20 protein-coding genes are annotated in these 26,875 nt (G+C 61.2%); 17 read left to right on the top strand and 3 right to left on the bottom strand.

Going from position 1 to position 26,875, the window contains the following annotated elements; all coding sequences use genetic code 11:
• Positions 1-149 precede the first annotated feature (149 nt).
• Positions 150-554 carry a dTDP-4-dehydrorhamnose 3,5-epimerase family protein gene (locus OSA81_02060; protein ID MDE0897778.1) on the top strand — a complete coding sequence of 135 codons (405 nt, stop codon included), beginning with the start codon at positions 150-152 and terminating at the stop codon, positions 552-554.
• The gene (locus OSA81_02055; GenBank protein ID MDE0897777.1) at positions 551-1,234 is read left to right on the top strand and encodes a hypothetical protein; all 684 of its coding nucleotides are present in this window, start codon (positions 551-553) and stop codon (positions 1,232-1,234) included. Before OSA81_02060 ends, OSA81_02055 begins: the two co-directional genes overlap by 4 nt.
• A gap of 1 nt (position 1,235) precedes the next feature.
• On the opposite strand, the gene murB is transcribed toward OSA81_02055, so the two are convergent.
• Positions 1,236-2,186, bottom strand: a complete 951-nt coding sequence (gene murB, locus OSA81_02050) for a UDP-N-acetylmuramate dehydrogenase (GenBank protein MDE0897776.1) — start codon at positions 2,184-2,186, stop codon at positions 1,236-1,238.
• A 340-nt stretch (positions 2,187-2,526) separates the two neighbouring features.
• Positions 2,527-4,593, bottom strand: coding sequence for a D-aminoacylase (locus tag OSA81_02045; GenBank protein MDE0897775.1), 2,067 nt, complete (start codon positions 4,591-4,593; stop codon positions 2,527-2,529).
• A gap of 574 nt (positions 4,594-5,167) precedes the next feature.
• On the opposite strand from OSA81_02045, the gene OSA81_02040 reads away from it, so the two are divergent.
• The 13 genes from OSA81_02040 (at position 5,168) to groL (ending at position 19,459) form a co-directional block, all read left to right on the top strand.
• Positions 5,168-6,241 carry a porin gene (locus tag OSA81_02040; protein MDE0897774.1) on the top strand — a complete coding sequence of 358 codons (1,074 nt, stop codon included), beginning with the start codon at positions 5,168-5,170 and terminating at the stop codon, positions 6,239-6,241.
• Positions 6,242-6,506: 265 nt separating this feature from the next.
• Complete coding sequence (gene secD, locus OSA81_02035; protein ID MDE0897773.1) at positions 6,507-8,162, top strand: protein translocase subunit SecD; 1,656 nt, start codon at positions 6,507-6,509, stop codon at positions 8,160-8,162.
• A gap of 7 nt (positions 8,163-8,169) precedes the next feature.
• Entirely contained in the window at positions 8,170-9,129 is a 960-nt protein-coding gene (gene secF, locus OSA81_02030) for a protein translocase subunit SecF (protein ID MDE0897772.1), read from the top strand.
• Positions 9,126-9,908 (top strand): TatD family hydrolase, encoded by a 783-nt coding sequence (locus tag OSA81_02025; protein ID MDE0897771.1) that lies wholly within the window; start codon positions 9,126-9,128, stop codon positions 9,906-9,908. The genes secF and OSA81_02025 overlap by 4 nt, the downstream gene beginning before the upstream one ends.
• A 5-nt stretch (positions 9,909-9,913) precedes the next feature.
• The gene (mutL, locus tag OSA81_02020; protein ID MDE0897770.1) at positions 9,914-11,707 is read left to right on the top strand and encodes a DNA mismatch repair endonuclease MutL; all 1,794 of its coding nucleotides are present in this window, start codon (positions 9,914-9,916) and stop codon (positions 11,705-11,707) included.
• Between the two features lie 10 nt (positions 11,708-11,717).
• A complete protein-coding gene (miaA, locus tag OSA81_02015; protein MDE0897769.1) occupies positions 11,718-12,722 on the top strand; it encodes a tRNA (adenosine(37)-N6)-dimethylallyltransferase MiaA in 1,005 nt (334 codons plus the stop codon).
• On the top strand, positions 12,719-13,855 hold the full coding sequence (gene bshA / locus OSA81_02010; GenBank protein ID MDE0897768.1) for an N-acetyl-alpha-D-glucosaminyl L-malate synthase BshA: 1,137 nt from the start codon (positions 12,719-12,721) through the stop codon (positions 13,853-13,855). The genes miaA and bshA overlap by 4 nt, the downstream gene beginning before the upstream one ends.
• Complete coding sequence (locus tag OSA81_02005; GenBank protein ID MDE0897767.1) at positions 13,852-14,640, top strand: undecaprenyl-diphosphate phosphatase; 789 nt, start codon at positions 13,852-13,854, stop codon at positions 14,638-14,640. Before bshA ends, OSA81_02005 begins: the two co-directional genes overlap by 4 nt.
• Before the next feature lie 5 nt (positions 14,641-14,645).
• Entirely contained in the window at positions 14,646-15,413 is a 768-nt protein-coding gene (locus OSA81_02000; protein MDE0897766.1) for a biotin--[acetyl-CoA-carboxylase] ligase, read from the top strand.
• Position 15,414: 1 nt separating this feature from the next.
• Positions 15,415-16,191, top strand: a complete 777-nt coding sequence (locus OSA81_01995) for a type III pantothenate kinase (protein MDE0897765.1) — start codon at positions 15,415-15,417, stop codon at positions 16,189-16,191.
• Between the two features lie 91 nt (positions 16,192-16,282).
• Positions 16,283-17,359, top strand: coding sequence for a class 1 isoprenoid biosynthesis enzyme (locus OSA81_01990; GenBank protein MDE0897764.1), 1,077 nt, complete (start codon positions 16,283-16,285; stop codon positions 17,357-17,359).
• Positions 17,360-17,488: 129 nt separating this feature from the next.
• Entirely contained in the window at positions 17,489-17,785 is a 297-nt protein-coding gene (groES, locus tag OSA81_01985) for a co-chaperone GroES (protein ID MDE0897763.1), read from the top strand.
• 33 nt (positions 17,786-17,818) lie between these two features.
• Entirely contained in the window at positions 17,819-19,459 is a 1,641-nt protein-coding gene (groL, locus tag OSA81_01980; GenBank protein MDE0897762.1) for a chaperonin GroEL, read from the top strand.
• A 676-nt stretch (positions 19,460-20,135) separates the two neighbouring features.
• Here groL and OSA81_01975 read toward each other — a convergent pair.
• Positions 20,136-22,382: a penicillin acylase family protein gene (locus OSA81_01975; GenBank protein ID MDE0897761.1), complete on the bottom strand. Its 2,247-nt coding sequence runs from the start codon at positions 22,380-22,382 to the stop codon at positions 20,136-20,138.
• A gap of 150 nt (positions 22,383-22,532) precedes the next feature.
• Between OSA81_01975 and OSA81_01970 the strand changes: the two genes are divergently transcribed.
• The gene (locus OSA81_01970; GenBank protein MDE0897760.1) at positions 22,533-23,057 is read left to right on the top strand and encodes a DUF1572 family protein; all 525 of its coding nucleotides are present in this window, start codon (positions 22,533-22,535) and stop codon (positions 23,055-23,057) included.
• Between the two features lie 313 nt (positions 23,058-23,370).
• Positions 23,371-26,469 (top strand): hypothetical protein, encoded by a 3,099-nt coding sequence (locus OSA81_01965; protein MDE0897759.1) that lies wholly within the window; start codon positions 23,371-23,373, stop codon positions 26,467-26,469.
• Positions 26,470-26,875 lie beyond the last annotated feature (406 nt).

Raw genomic sequence — 26,875 nt, 5'->3', positions numbered from 1 at the left:
TCCTTTCACCCTCTTCAGATTCGGGACGTGGTTCTGGTTCGCCCGGAACGACATCTCGACGATCGTGGGTACTTCAAGGAGATCTTTCAGGCAGAGGCTTTCACGGCTGCGGGGATCGACGCCCCGTTCGTTCAGGACAACCTGACACGATCCATGCGGGGGGTGCTCCGGGGTCTTCATTATCAGCTGCCGCCTCAGGCACAGGGGAAGCTCATCACCGTCGTCAGCGGCGCGATCTACGATGTCGCAGTCGACCTGCGCATGGGGGGGGGACCTACGGGCGTTGGGTCGGGCAGGCCCTCGACGTCGATACCGGAGACATGCTCTGGGTCCCACCCGGCTTCGCTCACGGATACTGTATCCTGTCCGAGACAGCCGATGTGCTGTACAAGGTGACGGCGCCCTACGAACCAGAGTTGAGCCGAGGGCTCCGTTGGAACGACCCTGCGCTCGGGATCCAGTGGCCGGTCACGGATCCGATTCTCTCCGATGCCGACCAGCGTCAGCCAACGCTCGACGGTTGCGACAACTCCTTCCGGATCACTGATCCTTGAAGGAGCATCAGATCCAGGTCCAGCGCACGGCGAGATACTGGACCCTCGGAGATCCTGCCGTTGCCGAGGAAGTGTGGGTCGTACTTCATGGTTACAACCAACTGGGACGACGATTCCTTCGCCGATTCGAGCCGATCAATGATGGCCGCCGGCTCATCGTGGCCCCGGACGCGCTGTCGCGTTTCTACGTAGCGCACGAGCCCGGGCGACACGGATCAGCGGCTCTCGTCGGCGCGACCTGGATGACCCGTGAGGACCGTCTGGCTGAGATCGCAGACTATGTGGGATACCTCGACCGTCTCGCGGACTCTGTACGGGAAGAAGTCCGACTCGCGGGTGGCCGTGACCTTCCTCTGACCGTGCTCGGGTTCTCGCAGGGGGTGGCGACCGCCGCGCGCTGGGTTACGCAGGGGAGCGCTCGCCCGAAGAATCTCTACTTCTGGGGAGATTTCACTCCACCGGACCTAGATCTTCCGAGGGCGCGTGAGGCCTTTTCGAGTGCCGACGTGGTCATGATTCGAGGCACCGAAGACCACGCTCTTGACCCCCTGCTAGGAAAAGCGGAGAAGGCCCGACTGGCTGAAGCGGAGATTGCCTATCGGACGGTCACCTATGCGGGCCGTCACGACATCGACGCCGAAGCCCTTCGGTCGTTGGTCGCGGGCAAAATCACGCCCTAATTCAAAATTCCCCGACGAAGGCGATCTCGGTTTCGAGTGTGTGCCCTGTTTCCCGCTTAACCGTCGTTTGGGCGAGGTCGATGAGACCCCGCACCTCGGCGGCCGTGGCACCTCCGAGATTCACGATGATGTTGGCGTGATTGTGGAAGATCCCCGCGCCCCCTGACACGTGTCCCTTGAGTCCGCACTCGTCGATTAGTCGCCCGGCCCCGATGCCTTCGATTTTTTGGAAAATCGATCCGGCGCAAGGATACAGCCACAGATCCGGATGCCGGTCATCTCGCCATTTGAGATTCTCGCGCATCACCCGCCGGAGTTCATCGATCGGAGCCTCCGTCAGCCGGAATGTCGCACTGAGCACGATGTCGTCACGGTGGTGCAGGATGCTCTCATCGTAGCCAAACTCGAAGTAGTCGACCCCAACCGTGGTGCGATCTCCCTCTTCAGTCAGGATGTCGGCGGACTCGAGGACCTCCTCGATAAATACGGTCCGCTCGCGGGCAGGCCCCGGTGACAGGAAGTGCAGATTCTGCCACAGTGCGCCGCCTACTGTGCTGGGGATGCCGACGAAGTGATGCAGGCCGCCTAACCCGCGCGCGACGGTCTGATCGATCAGATCGGGGAAGGTCTCCACTCCGGCCCCGGCACGGACACTCGTGTCGTCAAGGAAGTCGATGCCCTGGACTTGGTTGTGAACCACCAGGCCGCGGAAGCCACGATCGCTAACCAGAATGTTCGCGCCACGGCCGAGCAGGAACCACGGAATTCCAAGACTTCTTGCAGTGGATACCACGGAGGCCAGTTCATCCGGTGTCCGAGTGCTGACGAAAAAATCTGCCGGCCCGCCAATACGGAACGTGGTGAGAGGCGCGAGTGGCACATCGCGTCGCACGACAAGCGGGCCTAGGGCCGCTTTCAGTTTGTCCCCGATTCCGGCTGCGTCAGTGGTCATGCTCGGAAGATAGTCGGGGGCTAGGAGCGGTCCTAGCTTCCGGTGGACAGGCCCGTCAGAAGCGACCTAGCCCCCGTCTCTCGCTCGTTGTGAGGCTTTACCATGCGTGCTGTCGCTCTCTCTGACTGCTCTGACCCTACTCTCCGGCATGTCACCGGGCGCTCGAGTAGAGATCGTGTTTGAGAGCAGGGGATCGACGCACACGGAGTCCGTTCAACTTAGTCAAGACCAGACGCTTTCTGGCCGCTGGCTTCCAGAGGGAGCCGCGAGCGCCTCCCAGAGTGAGATGCGAACCGCGTGGTGGCTCGGGATGCGGTAAGGGCAATTTATGCGCAGGCGGTCAGTTCCGCCCGCGCATAAGCACCCTGCCACTTCGTACATCGTGATATTCACCGTCTTCCACCGCGATCTCGCCGTTCACCAAGACCCAGTCGATTCCGATCGGGTATTGATGCGGGGCTTGGAACGTTGCGCGGTCATTCACCGTTTCCGGATTGAACACGACCACGTCGGCGAACCAGCCTTCGCGGAGCTGGCCCCGCTGTCGTAGCCCGATCCGCTCGGCAGGCATCGTGGTCATCTTGCGCACGGCCTGCTCGAGTGTCAGTACGCCCTGTTCGCGGGCATAGCGGCCGAGCACACGAGGGAAGGTGCCATACCAGCGTGGATGCGGATGCCCGTCTCCATTCTCGACGAGCCGACCATCGGAGGCGATCATCGTTTGTGGGTGGGCCATGATCGCCGCGACGTCGTCCTCGGACATAGCGTGGTATATGCCGCTTGCCCCGCCCCGTCTCACTGCCTCGATGACCAAGTGGGCCCCGGTGGCAGGCGTTGGGTCGAGGCCGTCACGCACCGCCCAGTCGTAGAGGGTCTGCCCTTCAAGGGACCGATCCCAGGGGACAAGGCCGAACTGCACCCGCCTGAGGTCATTTCCTCCGCGGTCGTTGATAATGTTGAATTCGATGCCGGCCAGAACGCTGTCCGAGGTGGCGGGATCGTCTGCACGGGCGAGCAGTGCGTCGGTGCCACCTTCCATGGCCCACGCCGGCACGAGAATCGTGATTCCCGAGTAACTCGCCGTGTAGGGGTACTGGTCGATCATTGCGTCCGTACCTGCCGCTCGAGCGGAATCCACCATCGCGAGCGTGCTGGCTGACGAGCCCCACATGGGCTGGCCAACCACCTTGTGGTGGGTCAGAACGATCGGGATATCGGCCATCTTCCCAATCTCCAACGCTTCAGAAACGCTCTCCAGGAGGCCCAGGCCTTCCTCGCGCAGGTGCGACGTGTAGAAGCCGCCCCGGTCCGAGGCCACGCGTGATAGCTCGATTACCTCATCAACCCCTGAGAAGGCACCGGGCAGATACTTGAGTCCGGTCGAGATCCCATACGCTCCGTCATCCATTCCTCGAGCGATCATCGACTTCATTTCCTCGAGCTCTGCCGGCGACGGGGCGCGATTCTCGAGTCCTAAGACGGCTCGGCGCACTGTGTTGTGCCCGATCATATACCCGACGTTCAGGCCGACCCCGATCGCCTGCGCCTCTTCCATGTAGTCGCTCAGGGGCCACGGGGAACTTCCGTCTGGCCCGCCGAGGGCGGACGTCACCCCCTGTCGCACATGACTTTCCGCACCGGGAAGGCGCATCAATGGGTCCAGATGGGTGTGGATGTCCACGAAGCCCGGACTGACTACCATCCCCGTCGCATCAATGACGCGAGAAGCTCGCTGTGGATCGAGCGAGGTGCGGGACACTCTCTCAACTCGGTCTCCCACAATGGCGACGTCGGCCGAGAAGCCCGGTTCACCGGTCCCGTTTATTACAGTGCCGCCCTGGATCAGCACGTCCCAGTCAGCGGAACTAGATTGGCGGATGTATCGGCGGTCGAACGCGACACGCCACGTCCTGCCGGCATCCTTTGACGCCTCCCAAAACTGACGTACCTGGTCTGGATCTCCGTCTATTTTGGACCACGAGACCCGGTTGAGCGTCACGGTGCCGTTCGGCCCGACCGTCTCGCCCTGCATGATCATAGTGTCGCCCTCATACCCTCCCTCGAGGATGAGAAGGGCACCTCCGTTGTCCATCCAGGTCTGGTGCCAGACGGCGCGGGAAGCGTCCCAGGCGTTGAACGACTGTCCCTCATGGCCCGATGGCGTGGTGTAGTGCTCACGGAGCACACACTCGCCTAGGATCATCGAGATGGTGTTGTGGCCGGCGAGTGTACCGTTCCCAGCTCTGACCATCCACCGCCCCTCCCAGAAATCGAAGTGCCGGTTCGCCTCGGCCGAGCACGGTGCTGTAGCGTTTTGGGCGGAGAGCTCGGGCGAGTAAGACAGGGCGCTCAGGATGATCGCGAGAACGGCAACGGTGGGAAGGGTCCACTCGTGTGAGCGTGCCATAGGATCTCCGACGGGGTTGTGCTGAGGTGGTACGGGACGACCGGACTCTGCCCGACGAGCTACGTGATTACGGCCGGCTCGTCCAGTTCTTGTCTATGCGGCAACTGTTCGATATCGGGGCGGCTCGTCCCGAATGCGGCCTCTGGTAAATTTAAGAGAATACGTGAGGCAATCCAGGCACACTGGAACTGGAGAACCGTGGGGAAGAACAGGGCGCGCGTGCGCGCATGATAATCCCGATCGATCAGGAAGACTGAGGCACCTCCTATCCTCCGCAACTGTTCCGAGGCCCGTTGTGTCGACCAGTTCGGAAGAAAGGACCCGGCGATCAAGTGAGCTGTTTTCCTGACAGATCCGGGTGTGGGCGATCGGTATCGGCCGAATGTCGACACCAGGAGCCGTCGAGGTGGCCGACAAAAGCGGACCGCTCGCGCAGACTCGCCAGTAACGGCGCCGTAACGGAGCGGTTGTTTGGCGTTTCTAGTGTTGAGCCGTGGCACCAAGACCGTGACATTTCTTCAGCACCGCACCTTTGCGGTGAAGCATTTTCTCACGAATGAAGGGTAGACCGGACATGCGACGCTCTCGGTTGGCGATTGCACTCTTAATTCTCACGCTTGGGGTCCCGACCTTGGTTGAGGCCCAGACGGAGATTTCTGCGCGCGGTGCGAACCTCCGACTAGGTGGTCGTCTCCATACCCAATACTGGTCATCCTCTGTGGACGGTTCGGACTCCGACTTCTTCCTCCGTCGGGCGAGGCTCATTGTCGATGCGGACTTCACCGACTTCGTTACGGCCCGAGTCCAGACGGACTTCGCATCCAGTCGAGCTACGCTGCTCGACGCCTACGTTCGACTGAACTTCAGTGATGGCTTCCGACTGTCGTTCGGTCAGTTCAAACGCGCATTCGACCTCTTTGAGCTTTCCAGCTCGACGGACCTCTCGCTGGTTGAACGCACCGGAACCGTCGTCGGGTACGACACCTGCACCGGGGTAGGGCGCCTATGCTCATACAGCCGGATGACGGAGCGCCTCCTCTACTCGAACCGCGACACGGGCATCAAGTTCGATGGCTCGTTCGGTCGGTTCGGCTACCTCGCCACGATTACCAACGGAACGCTCCCGGCGGTCACGGACGTGAACGATGCCAAGTCCTACGCCGGTCGGGTCACCTATATGGCGACGGACAACATCCAAGTCGGCGCGAACGCAACGGCCAAGGACTACCTCGACCCGGACGACGAGACCGCATTCGCTTACGCGTGGGGCGCCGACGTTCAGGTAGGGACTTGGCGTGACGGCTGGCTACTCCAAGGGTCGTTCGTGGCGGGTGACAACTGGGAGTCCCTCGATGCGGTCACGACCCCCGGCGAATACATCGCGAATGATTTCGTCACCAGTCAAATCTCCGCTTCCTACTACTTCCCGCTCTCCAACGAACGGATCGTCGGCATTGAGCCCATTGGCCGGATCAGCGCCACTGACCCTGCCAAGATGATCGACCAGGACGGCGGGCTGCTGCTCACGCCTGGCATGATGTTCTACTTCCTTGGGAAGAACAAAATCGGGTTCAATTATGACTACTACGACCCGGCCATCGGGGACGCGGTTTCCACCTTCCGCCTCGCGACCTTACTGTACTTTTGACCGGTCGCATTATGGCGATTCATCGTCTGATGGACCGATGCATCTTTCGGCGTGCGCCGGCCTTCTGTTTTCCGGACAGGGAACAACCGCCACTACCCGGTGCATATCACCTCGGCAATCGGTTTTTGGGCTCCTGGATCGGGGCACGGTTCCGATTGACACGCTACGGGGGGTGAGGCAGCTTTACAGGCTGTCAAACTCTGGGCGGTGAAGCCGCTCCTCTGGCCCCCCGTGGGGCCGTTTTTTCGTTGAACCCACGGTACATATGTTCAAGACTCTCCGGGGTCGCCTCATTACCGTCGCATTCGTGATCGCGGTGGCTGGGTGGCAACTCTACGCGCACAAAACCGAGACCGGCGACTGGCTGAAGCTCGGATTGGACCTTCAGGGTGGAATGCACCTCGTCCTCGAGGTGGATGACCCTGATGGCACCATGACGACCGACGCCAAGTCGGACATGATCGATCGTGTGGAGCGGATCATCCGCAACCGCATCGACGAGTTCGGCGTGTCGGAGCCTCTCATCCAGAAGCAGGGTCGAGAGCGGTTGATCGTCGAACTGGCCGGGGTTCAGGACGAAGAACAGGCCAAGGGCATCATTCAGAGCGAGGCTTTCCTCGAGTTCAGTTTGGTTCTTCCTTCGGCCGACTTCGAGAACGCGCTGTCGCGGATGGATCGTGCAATCGTGACCACGCTCGGCATCGACTCGATCCGCGCGCTTGGTCGTGATGTCGTGGACGATAACAATGACCTCACGGACCTCTTGTTTAGCGACGCGGTGGACAATGTCGGGCCTGACAGTGCCTCAGCCGCGGCGGACAGTGCGGCTGCGGCTGTCGCGGACTCGGTCGAGTCGGCGGCGAATGCGCTGCGACCGTTTTCGTCGCTGCTTTTGATCGGCGACATCGAAGGCACCTTCCTCGTGTCGGCGGTGGACCGCCCGATTGCTGAGCACTTTCTGGACATGTCAGAGGTTCAGCGGGCCTTCCCACGTGATCAGATCGTACGTTGGGGGAGTGACCTCGAGGCCTTCGCGGCCACCAACTACTACCGTCTCTACGTTCTTCAGGAAGACTCTTTTCTGACGGGCGAAGATCTGGAAGACGCAACGGCTGGACGGGATCAACAGTTCAATCAGTCGCAGGTACAGTTTCAGTTCTCGCGTGCAGGTGGCCGACAGTTCTCTCGCTTCAGCGGCGCGAACGTCGGAAACTACCTCGCCATCGTGCTCGACAACGAAGTGATGAGTGCGCCGGTCATTCGTGACCGAATTGGTGCCAGAGGTCAGATCGACATGGGCCAGGGCACGCCACTCGAAGAGGCGCGCGACCTCGCGCTGGTGCTTCGTGCGGGTGCGTTGCCAGCTCGCGTCAGCATCATCGAGGAGCGGACCGTGGGCCCGTCCCTCGGCCAGGACTCGATCGACCAAGGTCGTATCGCCGGCATGGTCGGAATCGCGTTTGTCATCTTGGTCATGATCGGGTACTACGGCATTGCCGGGATGCTCGCAGTCGGTGCTCTGGGTGTATATCTGATTCTGGTACTCGGCGGGCTCGCGAGTTTGAACGCGGTTTTGACCGTCCCTGGCATCGCGGGCCTGATTCTGTCGATTGGAATGGCCGTCGACGCGAACGTGCTGATTTTCGAACGAATACGAGAAGAACTCGCACTTGGACGAGCGAATCGGACGGCGGTAGACGAAGGGTTCCAGCACGCACTTTCGGCGATCGTCGATGCCAACATCACGACGCTGATTACGGCGTTGATTCTCTACACATTCGGAACTGGGCCGGTTCAGGGCTTTGCCGTAACGCTCGGCATTGGGATCGTAGCGTCCTTCTTCTCCGCTCTCTTCGTGACCCGATCCTTCTTCTTGGCATACTTGTCAACGAAGAAGCCGTCGGATCCGATCAGCATCTGAGCCTGATATGAAATTCTTTCAGAATGCCGCCTACGCCTTCATCGAGAAGCGCCGTGCGGCCTATGTCGTCTCGGCGGTGGTCCTGGCGATTGGTATCGGCGCCATGGGGCGCAACCTCTATTCACTGGGGAGTTGGCAGAACTACGGCGTCGACTTCTTGGGCGGATCGCTGGTACAAGTGCAATTCGATCAGCCGATCATGACTGCGGAGCTTCGTGAAGCCCTCGGTGGTGCGAACGGGCCGTCGATCACTCAGTTCGGCGGAGACGATACCAACGAGTTCGTGATCCGCGCCTCTATCGACCCGAACGCGTCGATAGAGGAGGTCGGGGACGGGATCGAGTCGATGGTGACGGCGAGCCTGCCAGGGCGGACGTTTGAGGTCGTCCGCACTGAGTTGGTGGGTGCGAAGGTTGGTAGTGAGCTACAGACCAAGGCCCTTATGGCCGTCCTGTTCTCCTTCCTGCTGACGCTGTCTTACTTGGCGATCCGTTTCGAGCTTCGCTTTGGAATGGCGGCAGTAATCGCGACTGCGCACGATATTCTCATCACACTTGGATTCTTGGCACTCTTTCGGGTCGAGATCGCACTCCCGACTGTGGCGGCCATCCTGACGATCCTTGGTTATTCGTTGAATGACACGATCGTGGTGTTCGACCGTGTGCGTGAGAACATGCGCGCGAAGGGCGCCCGTAAACGCGACCCGGTCGAGCTCGTGAACCAGTCGATCAATGAGACCCTGCCGCGGACGATAATGACCTCAGGAACGACGTTGGCGGTGCTGCTCGCCCTGCTAGGCCTGGGGGGTCCGGTCATCCGTGACTTCACCGTAGTGCTGATTCTTGGGGTCGTGATTGGTACATACTCTTCGATCTTTGTTGCCGCTCCTGCACTGATCGAAATTCAGAAAAAGTTCGGAGTGGCCAGCACCGAGAAGAAAGAGCGGCCTCAGCCTGCGACGGTGTGATCGAGTACTTCGATAGTCACTGCCATCTGACAGACGCCGCCTTCCGGGATGACCGAGAGGCGGTGTTTCGTAGGGCCCGCGAGGCCGGCGTCACACGCCTCGTATCCATCGCGTCGAATCTCGAGGACGCACGAGCCGCACTTCGTCTCGCTCAAGATCCGCCGGATGATGGCCCTGCGGTCTGGAGTACCGCGGGGGTGCACCCTCATGCGGTAGGTGAAGCGGATCCCGGCGACATCGCCGAAATCAGGGCTCTGGCCGGAGAACATGCAGAGGTCGTTGCGATTGGAGAAACTGGCCTCGACTACTTCTACGACACCGCACCGCGGGCAGCGCAGCGGGAATCCTTCGAAGCCCACCTCTCGCTCGGCCATGACCTCGGCTTGCCCGTGGTCGTGCACGCACGGGAAGCGGACGACGATGTAGCGGCCGCACTCCAGTCGATGCCGTCCGGGACGTCCGGTGTGCTTCATTGCTTCACCGGCGGAGCGCTGGCGTTCGAGGAGGCGATGTCTGTCGGTTGGTATATGTCGTTCTCGGGTATCGCGTCGTTCAAGTCGTTCGGCCCGGTAGATCTACTTCGAGAGGTGCCTGAAGATCGGCTGTTGATCGAGACCGACTCCCCGTATCTGGCACCTGTGCCGAAACGTGGTCGACGGAACGAACCGGCCTTGGTCGCCCACGTTGCCGAAGCGATAGCCCGTCACTTGGGCGAAGAGCCTGCTGAGATCGCACGTCGGACGATGGAGAACGCCCGCCGATTCTACCGGGTAGCGTAGTCATCATGACTCGTCGCATTCAGATCCTTCCGGACGCGGTTGCGAATCAGGTCGCGGCAGGTGAGGCTGTGGAGCGGCCGTCGTCGGTTGTGAAGGAATTGGTCGAGAACGCTCTGGACGCCGGTGCGACCCGGGTCGATGTGGCCGTCGAACGGGGTGGGAAGCGAAGCATTCGTGTGAGCGACGATGGTTTTGGCATGGGCCGCGAAGACGCGCTGCTGTGCTTCGACCGTCACGCGACCAGCAAAATCGAAGTCGCGACTGACTTGGCCGGCGTTGAGACCTTTGGATTCAGAGGAGAGGCGATTCCCTCCATTGCCGCCGTGTCGCGCCTCACCCTTGAGACTTTCGACGGAGATGGTGAGGTGGGCACTCGTGTCCAAATTTCCGGCGGGCAGATCAACGACGTGTCCGACTTCGCACGCCGTGGTGGAACGACATTTGAAGTAAGAAATCTGTTCTACAACGCCCCTGTTCGGGCTCGCTTTCTGAAGTCAGTGAGTGCCGAGGTTCGGGCGATCAGTGAAGTCGTGACCGCGCTCGCCTTAGTGAATCCGGAAGTCGCTTTCGTGTTGACTTCGGATGAGCGGACACTCCTTGATTTGTCTGGTGCTGGCGGGGTAGCGGAGCGCATCACGCAGGTATGGGGGCACGAACACGGGGCGACATTGATCGGAGCTCATGGGAGCCGCGACGGGTGGGAGGTGCGAGGGCTGGTCCAGCGTCCCGACGCTGCCCGCCCTGGAGTCCGTAGAAGCCATCTGTTTGTGAACGGACGCCCGTTTCGTTCGCCGGCACTGGTGCGAGCGGTAGAGCGAGGATATCGAACCACCCTCCCGCAGGGGGCTCGCCCATGGCTCTTTCTCTACTTGGACCTTCCGGGTGTTCAGGTCGATGTCAATGTTCATCCTGCAAAGTTGGAGGTCCGCTTCCGGGATGAGAACAGAGTCGCAGACCTCATTGAACGGACTGTCCGCGATGCGCTGGACGGGGAGGCGAGTTCGGCCACCTTTGATCGACCAGTAGATACGGGACCTCTGGCTGTGCGGGAACCTCCAACACCGGGGCGGTCGCAGGACCATTTGGACAACAACGCGGCACCTGTCGACGCGTCTACTGCGTCGGATGTCCAGATGGCGCTCTTCATGTCTGGGGCCGACGTGAGCGCTGACTCGGACAAGGTTGCAGCTCCGACGGTAGCGCCCCTTCCAGATCCTGGGGCTCGGCGCCCGCGGCTCTGGCAGGTGCTCGACACCTATGTGCTTGTCGAGACCCGCGACGGAATCCTGATCGTCGACCAGCATTCAGCGCATGAGCGAATCCTCTTCCAGCGAATAATGGACGGATTCGAGGCCGGAGGGCAGGAGAGCCAGCGACTCTTGTTCCCGATGACGATGAAACTCACCGCTCCGGAGGTCGCCATGGTAGAGGACCTGCGGAGCCTGCTGAGTCGTTCAGGGTTTGAGGTCGAGGGTTTTGGGGGCGACACCGTGATCGTCCACTCGGTCCCCAATCCTCATCGGTATTTCGACGCCGAGCGCGCTTTTCGCGAAATGATCCATGAGCTGACCCAAGGGTCTGACTTGGTACGGGCTGCGCGCAATCAGCATGAACGCATCGCCATGACGTTCGCATGCAAGAGCGCGATCAAGGCGGGGCAGAAACTCTCCGAAGCTGAGATGCAGGAGTTGTTCGATCAGCTCTTCTCGACGGAACTCCCCCATCACGACGTGCACGGTCGTCCGACGATCGTTCGATTGACCGGTTCGGAACTCGAGCGGAAATTCGGCCGGTCGTGATTCGCTGCGGATGAGTGGTGAGCCTCCGCGCTTCGTCGCGATCACAGGGACCACGGCATCCGGCAAGACTGATCTTTCCATTGCGTTATCACATCGCCTTCCGGTGGAGATCATCTCGATGGACTCGCGGCAGGTGTATCAGGGCATGGACATTGGCACAGACAAGGTCGGGACCGACGAGCAGGCCGGGGTGCCGCATCATGGACTCGACCTGGTCCCGCCAGACCAACGCTATTCGGCCGGCCAGTTCGCACGGGACGTACGGGGGTGGATTGCCGAGATCGAGGCCCGAGGCCGGATTCCACTTCTTGTGGGTGGCACGGGCTTCTTTCTTCGTGCCGTCATGGAGCCGATTTTTTCTGAACCGAAGCTGGACGCTGTCCGCCTGAAGAGGCTGCGCAACTGGCTGGCTGAACAACCCCGTGAGGTGCTCGAGCGATTCGTATCCGCAGTCGACCCCGCCCGGGCCCCGCTTGCAATTGAGGGCGGACCTCAACGCATGGCTCGCGCGATCGAAGTCGCTCTGCTGTCCGGCACCCCGCTTTCCCGTTGGCACCAGCTGGCGCCCGCCGACGGGGACGGGGTGCCCGGGGTGGTGCTTCTACTGGGTATGCCTGTCGATGTGACGAACCAGAGTATCAACAATCGTGTGGCCCGAATGGTGGACCGTGGCCTGGTGAAGGAAGTCCGGGCGCTTCTGGCTGCAGGGTTTGTCGATTCCGACCCTGGCATGACCGGGACTGGCTATCGGGAGATGACGGCGTACCTGAGAGGAGAAACCACGCTAGAGGGTGCGATGGAGGACATCCGTGGCAGTACGCGCCGCTATGCCCGGCGACAACGCACGTGGTATCGCCACCAGCTACCTGACCACACCGTGACCATTGACGCGACGGCGCCCCTCGAAGATCAGGTGGCGATCGCGCTGAACGCGATGGCGGTTGGGGGGTTCACCCTCCCAGACTCCGCTCAACCCGAAATGGAGAGCTCCGATAAGGAGCCTGAGTTCACTTGAAGATTGGCATCACCTGCTATCCGACCTACGGTGGCTCCGGCGCGGTCGCCACAGAACTGGGACTCGCACTCGCCGATCGGGGACACGAGGTCCATTTCGTCTCGTATGACCAGCCGTTTCGGCTTGGTGGGTTCCGCGAGCGAGTTTTCTTCCACGAAGTGGAAATGGGGGACTACCCGCTTTTCGAGCATCCTCCCTACGCCCTCGCGCTCGCGGTCGCATTGCATGACACCGCGCGGAAGCATGAGCTCGATCTCGTCCACATGCACTACGCGATTCCACACGCCACGTCGGCGTATCTGGCGAGACAGATGCTCGCCCACGAACGGCCACTGAAGATTGTCACGACACTTCACGGCACCGACATCACGCTCGTCGGCCTTCATCCTTCGTTCCACGCGATTACGCGTTTCACCATCCTCGAGTCGGACGGAATCACCGCCGTGTCCGGGTACCTGAGAGACGAAACTGTGCGGGACTTCTCTGTGCCGTCGGAACGGATTGAAGTCATCCCGAATTTTGTCGACACCGAGCTTTGGGGTTCGGGGCGCGAACCCGGGCACCGGGCTAAGCTCGCTCCGGGGGGGGAGAAAATCGTGATGCATATCTCGAATTTCCGATCGGTGAAACGAACCGAAGATGTCGTCAACATTTTTGCACGCATGCAGAATTCGGTCGATGCCCGCCTGATCATGGTCGGGGATGGCCCGGATAGGCCTCGCGCCGCCCAGCGAGCTGCGGAACTCGGTCTCTCGGAGAAGGTGGTGTTCCTCGGTAAGCATCAGTCTGTGGAGGAACTATTGTCCTGTGCAGATCTCTTCTTGCTGCCATCGGAGACGGAGTCCTTTGGTCTCGCCGCTCTGGAAGCCATGGCGTGTGGAACACCGGTCGTTGCCTCCGATATTGGGGGGATTCCCGAGGTCGTCGGTGACGGTGAGACAGGATTCCTTTTCCCGGTGGGGGCGATCGACGACATGGCTGCGGCGGGGGGCCGCATTCTGACGGATGACGAGCTGCATCGCTCACTCTCGGCGGCAGGTCGAAGAGTCGCGGCAGAAAGCTTCTCGACATCTGCAGTGGTGTCCCGATATGAGGAGTTTTACGAGCGGATTCTGGCGGGAGAACAGGCGTGAGTCTTTGGGAATCAATCGTATTAGGGTTCGTTCAGGGCGCCACCGAGTTTCTCCCGGTTTCGAGCTCCGGCCACCTAGTCATGACACAAGCGCTGCTTGGGATCACGATCCCGGGCCTGACCTTCGAGATCGCAGCACATGTCGCGACGCTCGTATCCATCTTGATCGTTTATCGCAGTCGTGTTCTCGAGTTGATTCGGGGTGCGGTGAAGGGCGATCGGGATGCGCTCCAATACATAAGTCTGATAGTGGTAGCGACCGTGCCGGCCGGGTTGCTCGGAGTGCTTGCCAAGGATCGAATCGAGGCACTCTTCGATAATCCCTACGCGCCGGGGGTCGCTCTCCTCGTGACCGGCGGCATTCTCTGGAGCAGTCGATGGGCCCTCGACCGGGGGAATAAAAAACGTCCTACCTGGGCAGCTGCCGGCCTGATTGGAATCGCACAGGCGTTCGCGCTCATACCAGGGATCTCTCGCTCAGGCTCCACCGTCGTTGCCGCGATGTGGCTCGGACTCAATGCAAGAGAGGCGGCGACATTCTCGTTCCTCATGGCGATTCCCGCGGTGGGGGGCGCGGCCGTCCTTCAACTTCTCGATCTGGAGACAGCGGTTGCGGCTGGCTTGCCTGTTTCGATTCTGGTTGGCGGTAGCGTCATGGCCGGGATCACGGGCGTTCTGGCGATCCGGACGTTTGTCGTGATACTCGCCCGGCGTTCCTTCCACTACTTCGCCCCGTATTGCTGGGTCGCCGGCTTGGCCTACCTGGCGACGCTCGCCCTGAGATGAACCACGTGGAGACGTGGCGGGCGCTTGACCCCGGCGATCTGTCGCGGTCCTGGGGAGTGCCGCTGGTGGAAACGCACGTGACGATCGGCTCGACGAGCGATCGTGCGGCGGAATTGGCGGGAGAGGGTGCGCCAGCGTGGACGGTGGTCGTAGCCGACGCACAGACGGCCGGACGCGGAAGAAGGGGTGCGGTGTGGCAGTCCTCAACAGGAGCTGGACTCTGGATGTCGTGGCTCGGTGAAGACCATCCCGTGGCTCAATTGCCGCTCATCGTGGGCGTGGCGGTGGCCGAAGCCATTGAGTCGGTTACCTCCGGTGTAGGTGTGGCGGTGAAGTGGCCTAACGATCTCTTCGTGGGTGATCGCAAGGTCGGCGGGATCCTCTGTGAGCACCGCAGTGGACGCACCGTGATCGGGCTGGGGGTCAATCTCAGACGGCCGTCTGAAGGGTGGGGTGTTGCTCTCGACTCGGTCGCGATTTCTCTCGGGGAGTGCACCCGTGAAGTATGTTCGAGAGAAGTGTTGGCGGGAGCGGTTCTGTCGAAACTTAGAGTCGCCCTCGCTGAGGCTGAGCCTTGGGCGTCCACCGTTGAACGCTTCCAGAAGCGAGACGCACTATGCGGGCGTCTGGTGGTGACCGAGGCTGAGGGGAAGGGCATCGCAGCAGGGGTGACTGCGTCTGGCGCGCTGTTGTTGGAGCGGCCGGACGGCACCCGGGTAGAAGTGATCGCTGGGGGAGTGGAGATCGTGCCTGATCCAAGAATGAGGGCCTGAGATGCAACTCGTTGTGGATGTCGGAAATACAGAGACCGTGATTGGACTGGCATCGGGACCGACCGAGCTTGTCGCGGACTGGCGGGTGAGTTCCAGCGTGCCGAGGACCGCGGACGAGATGACGGCATTGATTCGAGCTCTTCTCACCGGGAGTGGTGTTGACGAGAACCGCATCGTGCGGGGTGTTGTGGGCTCTGTCGTACCATCGGTCAATTACGTCTGGTCGAAGACGATCAAGACGATCACGGGTGCCGATGTTGTTTCGGTCGGGCCCGCGACGGATCTCGGGATCCGACTGGAGGTCGAGGAGCCAATGTCCGTCGGCGCGGATCGTATCGTGAACACACTTGCTGCTCGCGAGATGTACCATCGCGATACGATTGCGGTGGACTTGGGCACGGCAACGACGTTCGACTGCATCACGGCCGATGGGGCGTTCCAAGGTGGCGTCATTTCACCTGGTCTCCGCGCCGGACTGGACTGGCTTTCGTCGCGGACTGCCAAGCTCCCAAGGGTCGAACTTCAACCCCCGAAGAGAGTGATCGGCCGTCGTACCGAGACCTGTATTCAGAGCGGGGTCTTTTATCAGGCTATTGATGCGGTCGACGGCATCGTTCGGCGGATCAAGGCCGAATGGGAGCGCCCGGATGCGCTCGTCGTCGCTACAGGCGGCTTTGCGAACACCATTGGCCCGTATTTGACGACCGTGGATGTCGTCGAGCCGTTCCTGACGCTCTATGGCCTGGCAATGGCCGGCGAGCATGTCGGGAAGTCGTGACGCAATGGCCGGAACTTCACTAGATTGACCGGCTTGAGCGTGCGTCCCCTTGGGGACCGCACTGCGTTACTCCAGCCTTGACCCTGAGCCCATGACCCTGTCGCCCGTCTTTCGTTCACAGCGCGCCGTCCAGCTTCTCGCGGATGAAGGCGTCTGGGACCGCCTGGCGCCAGATATGGAGGCACAGGCCGACGGGGTGCGCCGGGTCTACGCGGACTTCGAGTCCCTCATAGACGAGAGCTTCCGTACCGAGTCCCCTCACGTCCCCAGCTCCGACGAGGTCGCGACGACTGACGGGCTTCATTTTTTGCAGGAATATTTCTTCCTGATCTTGTTCCGATCGATCTTCGGTTCATTGGGCGTGCCAAGTGAGCGGCTTCAGTTATACACAGAACTCAATTTCTGCATAAAGGGCACGATTACCGCGGCGGACAATCTCTTCGATGATCAGGCAAAGAGCCTGTTGCCGCTCGCCGATCATTCCGGCGCCAGATTCATGTCGATCCTGCAGTTGATGTCGTTCGAGCGGCTCCTCCGTGCGGTCCTTGATCGTGGAGTGGATGAGAGCCTTCTGAGTGCGGAAGATCGCGTGGGCGTGCAGCGCTCGCTCTTGAACCGAATGGCTTCCATTGGAGTTCTGGAGGGCTCTGAAGAAGGCGGGGTCGACTCGATTCCTCATCCGGAAGTAATGGTCGAGGCTGTCCACCGGGTCAGGGGAGGTGCGCTGTTCGCGCTCGCGTTCGCCGCCCCAGCGGTGCTCGAATCCGGCGAGATGGCCGAGCGTGTGACCCGTGCGGAGGCAGCCATCGCGCGCCTAGGCACGGCCTTTCAGATGGTCGATGATCTGATCGACTTCGAGTTCGATGTGGGTCGTCGCACGCACAATTTACTCGTGGCGCAGGTGCATCACCTTGGTACCGAGGACGAACGCGCCGTCCTCGATCCGCTCTGGAATGGTGCGCCTGTTCCGAAAGGGGTGGTTGAGGAGGCGTTCGGCGCCTCGGCTCGAGCCGTGCTTGAGCGTGCGTATTCCGAAGCTCGTGGTGCGTTTGAGAACCTCTCTGAGCTCGGTCACTGGTTTGATCCAAGGCTGTCCGAGGAGGTGGTTCACGCCATCGTTGGATTGGACGGCGTGGCCCGCATGGATATCCTCACCGAAGGGCTCTGATCAGGTGATTCGGATGGTTGACCTGCCCCGTGGCCGGGTACAGATTTATGGCTCATTAGCACTCGTGTATGTTGAGTGCTAATCGCTATTCCAAATTAAGACTGGCCCCAGTATGCCAGAGGAGGTCCGATGGGTGCAAAAAAGGTTAAACCGCTTTCAGACCGTGTCGTGGTGAAGCCGCTAGACGAGGACGAGCAGATGCGCGGTGGTCTCTATATTCCAGACACGGCCAAAGAAAAGCCGTCTCAGGGTGAGATCGTCGCCGTCGGTCCCGGGAAGCTGTCTGACGACGGCACTCGTCTCGACATGGACGTGTCCGTGGGCGACAAGGTCCTCTACGGCAAGTACAGCGGTACCGATGTCACGCTGGAAAGTGAAGAGTACCTCATCCTTCGTGAGTCTGACATTCTCGCGATCGTACCGTAACCGCTAACGCATTCGACAGGAGATAAACGAATCATGGCAGCTAAAGAGCTCGGATTCGATGTCGAGGCGCGCGCGCGCCTCAAGGCGGGAGTCGACAAGCTCGCTTCCGCTGTAAAAGTCACGCTCGGCCCGAAGGGTCGGAACGTGGTGCTGGATCGCAAGTTCGGTTCGCCGACGGTCACCAAGGACGGTGTGTCCGTGGCCAAGGAACTCGAACTCGCAGACCCCGTTGAGAACATGGGCGCTCAGATGGTCAAGGAAGTCGCGACCAAGACGTCCGACGTTGCCGGTGACGGCACGACGACGGCGACTGTGCTTGCTCAGGCGATCTTCGGCGAAGGCCTGAAGAACGTCACTGCCGGTACGAACCCGATGGGTATCCGTCGCGGTATTGACGCTGGTGTCGCCGTGGTAATTGAAGAGCTGCAGGCGCTCTCAACCGAGACCCAGGGCAAGAAAGAGATCGCACAGGTCGGCGCGATCTCCGCGAACAACAACGCCGAGATCGGTGCGTTGATCGCGGATGCGATGGAGAAGGTCGGTAAGGACGGAGTCATCACGGTCGAGGAAGCACGCGGCCTGGAGACGACCCTCGAAACCGTTGACGGCATGCAGTTCGACCGCGGCTATCTCTCCCCGTACTTCGTGACGGACCCGGAGCGGATGGAAGTGGTTCTCGAGGATCCGATGATCCTCATCCACGACAAGAAGATCGGTTCGATGAAGGACATGTTGCCGATCCTTGAGAAGGTTGCGCAGACCGGTCGTCCGCTCCTCATCGTCTCTGAGGACGTCGAAGGTGAAGCGCTCGCCACGCTCGTGGTGAACAAGCTCCGCGGTACGCTTAAGGTTGCGGCCGTGAAGGCGCCGGGCTTCGGTGATCGTCGCAAGGCCATGCTGCAGGACGTCGCCGTCCTGACCGGCGGCCAGGTGATCTCGGAGGAAGTCGGTTTCAAGCTCGAGAACACTGTCGCTAGCGACCTTGGTTCCGCCAAGCGTGTCGTGATCGACAAGGACAACACCACGATCATCGACGGCGCTGGTGAGGCGAAGCTGATCAAGGGCCGCATCGAAGAGATCCGCGTTGCCATCGACAAGAGCACGTCCGACTACGACCGCGAGAAGCTCCAGGAGCGTCTCGCGAAGCTGGCCGGTGGTGTTGCTGTCATCAATGTCGGTGCTGCGACCGAGACCGAGATGAAGGAAAAGAAGGCTCTGGTCGAGGATGCCCTGCACGCCACGCGTGCTGCGGTTGAAGAAGGCATCGTCCCGGGTGGTGGTGTTGCGCTGCTTCGTGCGCAGGCCAAGCTCAACGATCTCAAACTCGACCGTGAGGACGAGCAGATTGGTGTGCAGATCCTGTTCCGTGCACTCGAGCACCCGATTCGCCAGATCGCTGCGAACGCGGGTGTCGAGGGCAGCATCGTAGTCCAGACGGTTCGTGGAGGTACGGGCGGCTTCGGTTACAACGCTCAGACGGACGAGTATGAGGACCTGATCAAGGCCGGAGTCATCGATCCGACGAAGGTGGTGCGCACCGCGCTCCAGAACGCCTCGTCGATCGCTGGGCTTCTCTTGACGACCGAGTGTGTGGTCGTCGACGTGCCGGAAGAAGCTGGTGCGGCAGCAGGCGGCGGCATGCCTGACATGGGCGGCATGGGCGGCATGATGTAGTCCAGACCACTTCGGTGGTATGAAGCGGCCCGGTCACCATTACGGTGGCCGGGCCGTCTTCTATTCGGACGGTCTCTTGTTTGGGTCGGACGCACGGACCTACATCAGGGGCTCTGACTCCGTGCAGGGTGACACCCTTCGCACGTGGTCCGGATGTCTCCGAACAGTTCGATTCGGTCCGTGACACCGTGGGGCCTAGGTTGCGTCGGTCCCGAGGGCCCAGAATCGAGCCCCCGCGCCCGCTATGTGGCTCCGCGAGAACTCTTCCGGCGCTAGCTCCTCGGCAATACACAAAGCTCGGTCAGCCCCTCAACTCTGGTGAGCTATCTACACTCCGACCAGACCGTCCCATAGCAACCGCAACCCCCATGCGAGTCCGGAGATGAGTCGCTCCGGTGTTCCCGCTAGTGGCGGACAGCGCCATGTGATGTTGTGGGGAGAGCGGCTTGGCGTACTTCCCAACACTGGGTCGGTCGAGGCGAGCAGCCGGTGAGGACTGCAGCGACCGCAAAGGCGAGGTGGAGGGTGGCGAACGCCCGGATTGTGCGAGGCTCCAGCTTGAGGCGCCACCAGAGAACATGGCGTCCCTGGCTACCCCCACATACTCCGGGATCGACAGTACTGCGCCGTCAAGGAATCACGGTGCGACATGTCAGGCTAAATCCCAGGAAGCGTGCTATCTCCCTGGCTTGTACACCCGCTGGGCGTGCGCCTCGATGTCTTCCGGGTAGTAGTACACCGGCCGCAGATCTCCATCCGCGTACCGCTGTGCCTGATCGTTGAAGTGAGGCGAGGCCGGGTCGCCACTTTCTCCTCCCGCCGTAATGGCCATGGCTCGGACGCGCTCCCCGAACTCGACGACCGCGACGAAGCTGTTTCCGCTCGTCCCGTAGCGTCGCACGGTTCCCGGGTAAGGACGCGCTCCGAAGGACGCCAGCGATCCCCAACGACCGGAATGGAACCCCACGGGGAGGCTCGGCTCGCTGTCATTGAAGGGCTGGACCATATCACCGTTCAGGCGCTGATACCGATTGATCTCGCCCCACGGTGTCCGCCAGTCTCCAAACTCCGCCGCGAGCTGATCTGAAGCCGCCTTGAGCGACTGCAGGTGCTGTTCTGCGGACGCGCCACGAGCGATGTAATCATTCGTCGACATTCCCGCTGACCGGGCAGAGGCTGCGACACGCTGCATCATGTCCTCGGCCCAGTAGGTGGCGACGGAGGTTGCGACGGACTCAAGCCCCCAGCGGTAGTCCCAGCCGTTGATCAGCGCCATCTGCTCCGCGAGTTCGCTCTTCAGCGGGTGCGAGGCAGACGTCCCAGCATAGGCCTCGATCAGAGCGGGGACTATGGGCTCGAAGCCGGGCATCTGAGTGTCGTAGGCGGCTTCGATCAATGTTTCGATCGTGAAATTGTTCCGACTCTGAAGCACTCGCTGAGCATGAATGCCTCGGGCGTTCTCGCCCCCGCGCTGGAAGTATGACGCGTAATCCGACTGCTCCGGGCTGTCTGGGCCAGCGGCACTGAAGGGCCAGTTGTTCGTGTTCTGGAGCCAGCCGATGTCCGGGTTGAAGACGTTTGGTGTCTCTTCGACGGAGTGTGGCTGCCCCCAGTTCGTCGCGCTCGAGCTTCCATCCACGGGCCGGGACCAGTCGAAGCTGGCGTCGCGTTCCGGCACGAAATTGGAATGCCAGTAGGCGATATTGCCGTCCGAGTCCGCGTAGAGGGTGTTGTTCGACGAGTTGGTGTGCATCGCCATGTTCTCGTGGTAGTCATCAAGGGTGCGTGCCTTGGTGCGACCCCACGACTGCTGCAGGGCGGATAGCGGCTCCTCCATGAGCGCGGTTGCGACCCACTGACCATCGAGGCTCCGAACGACCGGGCCGTGATGCGTCCGATAGACGGTGAAGGTCCGCTCCTCCATTCCCGAGTCGGTTCTGTAGCGGATCGTGACCTCCCTTGTTTCCATCGGGCGGCTCTCTCCGTCGTGTGCGTAGCTTACACGACCCTCCCCGACCTGCGGCTCCAGGAGATATTCGTCGATGTTGTCGACGCCACTCGATGTGTGCATCCACCCGGCATCCTCGTTGAAGCCCTGGTACACGAAGAATTGGCCCCACGTCGAGGCGCCATAGGCATTCAGGCCCTCGTCACTCGACATGTGCAGTTCAGAGCGGAAGAAGAACGACGTGTGGGGATTGATAAGGAGAAGAGCGTTCCCGTTCTCCGTGTTCTGTGGCGCGACGGCGAAGCCGTTCGAGCCCTGGGGCTCACTCCAGTCCACAAGCGGTTCTTGGATGACGATCTCAGCATCCCGCAACACCGCCGGGTCCAACGCTGCCACGATGGGCGAGACATTCGCGTCGGCGGCCACGCCGGCCATCTTGAGAGCTTGGGGAAGGGCCCCATAAAACGCTTCCAGCTGACCCATGTTCACTCGCTCGATGTCGCCTCCGATGCTCCCCTCGCTGAAGGTGAGCGCCATCCACGGCTCGAATTGGTCCAGCACGCGCGGGGTCACTTCCGGATGCGTATGTAGATAGTAGTTGAGGCCATCGGCCCAGGCGTTCATGAGCGATTTCAGCCATTCCGGACTCTGCACATACAAGTCCTGCATTTCGACAGGATCTATGAACAGTTGCATGCGGAGGTCGCGCCAGATCTCAGCTTCTCCCTCGGCCTCTGCCAGCCGGCCCTGTGAATTGAGAAAATTGACCTCAATTCGATTGAAGTCGTCCTCCGCCTGGGCGTAGATCATGCCGAAGACCGCGTGCGCATCCGTCGGTCCGTGGATGTGAGCGATGCCCCAGTCATCCCTTGTAATCGTGACATCGTCCGCCATAGCCTCCCACCTCGCGACCTCAGGGGTCTGTGGTGCACATGCGATGAGGGCTAGGGCCAAGAGCGAAAAGAGCTTATGCATGGTGTGATCGGGTTGGTGATGACGTCGCTGTGACACGGACGCTTAGGCGTTGACGGGTAGGCGGCATTCTAGGCCGAAGAAGAGGCCCGGACCATGTCTAGGCCGACAAGTAGACCGGGTCTCTTCGAGGATCTGCAACCGGAGCCATGAATGCGGGACGTCATCTCGGCGATCGAAGGGGAATACCGACGCTATCGGACACTGGGGCGAGGTGCGATGGGTCAGCTCAGTGGCGGGCAACTGTGCACGCGCGTGTCCGCGGAGAGCCTTTCGGTCGCGATGATCGTCTGGCACCTCAGCGGAAATTTCAAGTCACGCTTCACCGACTTTCTCACAACTGATGGTGAGAAGGCGTGGAGAGAGCGTGACGACGAGTTCTCCGTCCGCACCGTCACAGGGGACGAGGTGATCGCTCGTTGGGATGAGGGATGGGATATCCTTGTGGAGACGCTTGGCGGGCTCACGGACGAGAAGCTCTCCAGGGTGGTGCTGGTCCGCGGAGTGGAGTTGACGGTGGTCGAGGCCCTCGAGCGTTCACTCGGCCACACGGCCTACCACGTCGGACAAATCACGTTTCTCGGGAAGATGCTGACCGGGGAGGGCTGGGACTATCTCTCGATTCGTCCGGGTGGCACGGCTGCCTACAACGCTAATCCCACGCACGAAAAGATGTGAGTTCAACCCGGAGCAACAGTCCGGCCCACCCGTTGCACGCTTCTACGTGCGGAACCACGACCAAGGCACCGTGCCTTGGTGTGCATCGACCTGAACCAGACTGGCGATTACGAAGAGCATTCCGAGTTGTTCTGCCATGGCGGCGATGCCGTGTCGCCAGCCGGTGTGATTCAGCTGCGGGTCGTGTATCCGTAATTCCGGCGCTCATGCGACCTGCGATGGGCAACAGAAGGTATGTCCGGACCGTGCGCTGCGTCGCGCCGGGCCCTAGGATTGCCTCCTCGGATTGATACGAAGCCCCACAGGATTCTTCATGCGCACTAATACTTCCTTCGCTGGCGCCGCAGTCGCGCTCTTGGCGGCTGCACCCGCCCTTTTCGCTCAGACCCCGGACCAGGTCGCTTCGGTCGCGAACGCCCTTGAGTGGCGCGAAGTCGGCCCGACCATCGTCGGGGGTCGGATCTCCGATCTGGCCGTGGTGGAGAGTGACCCCTCTGTCTTCTACGTAGGGACGGCAACGGGTGGAATCTGGAAGACGGAAAATGCCGGCATCACCTTCGCCTCGATTTTCGACAATGAAGTCACCTCGTCCGTGGGGGATGTCACGGTAGCCCCCTCGAACGCGAACGTCGTGTGGGTGGGTACAGGAGAGCCTCAGAACCGGCAGAGTTCGCCATGGGGAAACGGTGTCTACCGAACTACGGACGCAGGGCGCACCTGGACGCACCTTGGGCTTGAGAACACCCACCATATCTCCCGGATTGCGGTGCACCCCAGAAACCCCGACGTCGCCTATGTCGCGGCGATGGGGCACCTCTGGGGCTCAAATCCGGAGCGCGGCGTTTACAAGACGACCGACGGAGGTGTGACCTGGGAGCACGTCTTCTACATTGATGACAACACCGGTGCCATCGATATGGCGATGGACCCGAATGACCCACAGACCCTCTTCGTCGGCATGTATCAGCGCCAGCGGAAGGCATGGGGGTACAACGGTGGCGGGCCCGGGAGTGGCATCTACCGGACGACGGACGGCGGAGCCTCCTGGATTGAGATGTCGAACGGGCTGCCGGACGGTGATATGGGAAGGATCGGGCTCGACATCTATCGCCGTGACGGGAACCTAGTCTGCGCCCTCGTAGAGGCGGATGCTCGGGGTCCGGGTGGTCGCGGCGCCGCGCCTCAGGGTGATCAGGTGCAAAACGGCGTGTACTGTTCGACGGATCGTGGCGAGAGCTGGGAACAGAGGTCCACGACGAACAATCGACCCATGTACTACTCCCAGATTCGTATCGACCCCAACGACCCGGAGCGTATGTATCTGGGTGGTTCCGACCTGTTTCGGACAAGCGATGGGGGGCGGTCGTTCACCAATGACGCGGCCGAGGGCGTCCATCTCGACCACCATGCGTTGTGGATCAACCCTGGGAACTCGGACCACCTGATTCTCGGGAGCGACGGCGGGGTCTCGATAAGCTGGGATCGCTCCGACAACTGGTATCAGTTCAGGAATCTCCCACTTGCTCAGCTCTACGAGGTCGGCATCGATATGCGCGACCCGTATCACGTTTGCGGAGGGCTGCAGGACAACGGGTCTTGGTGTGCCCCGTCGGACACCTGGTCAAACCAGGGGATTCGCGCGCGCGACTGGTACAACGTAGGCAGTGGGGACGGCTTCTTTACGGTCATGCACCCGACCAACCCCGACGTCATGCTCGCGGAGTCGCAGGGCGGCAATCTGAGCCGGGTCGATCTCATCTCCATGGAGCGTGCTCGTCGTCGCCCGACCGCTCGATTCGATCCGGACGGCGAACGCCAGGATCCTCGTTGGAACTGGGACACACCGGTCCTGATCTCTGCGCACGACGACAACACCGTGTATATCGGGTCGAACGTGCTCTACAAGTCGACTGACTTGGGTGATTCGTTCGAGCCGATCAGTCCTGATCTCACGTGGGCGATCGACCGAGACACACTCCCGATCATGGGCATCGTCGGCGGCACGCCTCAGATGTCCCGCAACGACGGACAGTCGTCCTACGGCAACCTCACTGCAATCGGTGAGTCGCCACGAGATGCCGCCCTGATCTACACGGGTTCTGACGACGGGCGCGTACACGTGACCCGCGACGGTGGAGCCACGTGGACGGATATCACGGATCGGTTTGAAGACCTCCCGGCGTTCACCTACGTGACTCGAATCGTTGTGTCAGGGGAGGCCGCGGGCCGTGTGCACATCGTTTTTGATGGACACCGCAACGATGACTTCAATCCATACATCTACTCCAGCGAGAATTCCGGCCAGGATTGGGAGCCGATGACTTCGGGCCTCCCCATGTCCCCCATAAGCGCCCTGACGGAACACCCCGACAAGGCGAACCTGCTGTTCGCCGGAAATGAAATGGGTGTCTACGTCTCCGCGGATGCCGGTCAGAATTGGGTCAGGATGAAGAACAATCTTCCGACGGTCCCGATTGATGACATAAAGATTCACCCCAGAGAAAACGACCTCGTCCTCGGTACGCATGGGCGCGGTGTTTGGATCATGGAGGACATTACCCCGCTCGAGCGTCTGGATGCGGGCGCGGTTGCCGCCAACGCGTTTCTGTTTCCGATCCGCAGGGCCACATCGTACAACTCCTATAATCCACAGGGCTGGACCCCCGGTATTTACGCCGCGCCGAACCCACGCGCGGGAGCCAGAATTCGCTATCACCTCGCTACTTCGGTGGACGACCTCACTTTACGGGTCAAAAGTGCGACCGGCGGGGCGATTCGGGAACTCGACGCACCGGGTAGCTCGGGCCTCAACGAGGTCATCTGGGACCTCCGCCTGGTTGAGGACGATGCCAATGGCAATGCGATGGATCCGGGCCCCCGGGTGATGCCGGGCACGTATCTCGTGGAGTTGGCGACGGGGACAGATGTAGTGCAGACGGAGGTCGTGGTACGACTCGATCCGCGCGTCGAACTGGCACGTCGTCCCATGCGGACACGCTATCTGGCGATGCTGGAGTCGTACCGAATGTCCGGTCCAGTGTCAGATGCTGAGGAGGCCGTCGATGCGATGCGCGATGCAGTCGATGAGCTGGAGGCTCTCGTCTCGGCAGATGACGAGGCCATTAATGGTCAGATCGCCACAGTACGGGAAGAACTCGACGTTTTGGCCGACGATCTCGACGCGGCTTCACTCGGGGCGGGAATCTGGGGAGCGATCCAATCTGTCACGGGCCCGGCGTCTGCAGACCAACTCTGGATGATCGAACACTCGTGGGATACCGCGCCGGCCGTCATCGGCCGCATCAACCAGTCGCTGACCGGCACCGTGCCGACCCTTCTTCTTCTGGGCTACACGGCCGCCGCGATGCCGAAACTGCCGGATCCTGTCGCGCCCCCTCAGCGCGGAGGATGATCGTCGGGGGGCGCTGCGTAGATGACGTTCCTAGTGGAACCCTTTCTGTTTCTCTGGCTGATCACGTGGGTCGCAGTAATCGTGTTCCTGGTCGGGTTGGTGTTTGGGCTGTGGCCTTCGCTTGATCGCTGGGCGCCACGGGGGTGCTCGCGGCCTGAACTCCGGTCAGCGCCATTGACCGCCTCCGTCGCTCTCCCCATCGTGTGATCGCACCAGCAATGGAGAAATGGTGAACGCTTGCCGAACGACCACGACGACCACCACCCGGGAGACTGGGTGGGGGGCTGTGCTTGTCGGTTAGCTTGAGCTGAAACCGGACTGAGGCGCGGCCCCCGAACCACGGGCGCCGCGTTTTTTTATGCCAGTGGGCACGTGGACGGAACGTCTACAGTGAAACGACTCACGG

It is taken from the genome of Longimicrobiales bacterium, from assembly GCA_028823235.1.
In the GTDB taxonomy this organism is placed as follows: domain Bacteria; phylum Gemmatimonadota; class Gemmatimonadetes; order Longimicrobiales; family Gaopeijiaceae; genus UBA2589.
Note: the sequence above shows the minus strand (reverse complement) of the source record. Positions and strands in the feature narration are given on the sequence as shown.

Coding starts and splice junctions, on each gene's coding strand:
- groES (MDE0897763.1), top strand. CDS start 17,489: ATGGGTGCAAAAAAGGTTAAACCGCTTTCAGACCGTGTCGTGGTGAAG.
- miaA (MDE0897769.1), top strand. CDS start 11,718: ATGAGTGGTGAGCCTCCGCGCTTCGTCGCGATCACAGGGACCACGGCA.
- secD (MDE0897773.1), top strand. CDS start 6,507: ATGTTCAAGACTCTCCGGGGTCGCCTCATTACCGTCGCATTCGTGATC.
- OSA81_01970 (MDE0897760.1), top strand. CDS start 22,533: ATGCGGGACGTCATCTCGGCGATCGAAGGGGAATACCGACGCTATCGG.
- OSA81_02045 (MDE0897775.1), bottom strand. CDS start 4,593: ATGGCACGCTCACACGAGTGGACCCTTCCCACCGTTGCCGTTCTCGCG.
- murB (MDE0897776.1), bottom strand. CDS start 2,186: ATGACCACTGACGCAGCCGGAATCGGGGACAAACTGAAAGCGGCCCTA.
- OSA81_01990 (MDE0897764.1), top strand. CDS start 16,283: ATGACCCTGTCGCCCGTCTTTCGTTCACAGCGCGCCGTCCAGCTTCTC.
- OSA81_01965 (MDE0897759.1), top strand. CDS start 23,371: ATGCGCACTAATACTTCCTTCGCTGGCGCCGCAGTCGCGCTCTTGGCG.
- OSA81_01975 (MDE0897761.1), bottom strand. CDS start 22,382: ATGCATAAGCTCTTTTCGCTCTTGGCCCTAGCCCTCATCGCATGTGCA.
- groL (MDE0897762.1), top strand. CDS start 17,819: ATGGCAGCTAAAGAGCTCGGATTCGATGTCGAGGCGCGCGCGCGCCTC.
- OSA81_01995 (MDE0897765.1), top strand. CDS start 15,415: ATGCAACTCGTTGTGGATGTCGGAAATACAGAGACCGTGATTGGACTG.
- secF (MDE0897772.1), top strand. CDS start 8,170: ATGAAATTCTTTCAGAATGCCGCCTACGCCTTCATCGAGAAGCGCCGT.
- OSA81_02040 (MDE0897774.1), top strand. CDS start 5,168: ATGCGACGCTCTCGGTTGGCGATTGCACTCTTAATTCTCACGCTTGGG.
- mutL (MDE0897770.1), top strand. CDS start 9,914: ATGACTCGTCGCATTCAGATCCTTCCGGACGCGGTTGCGAATCAGGTC.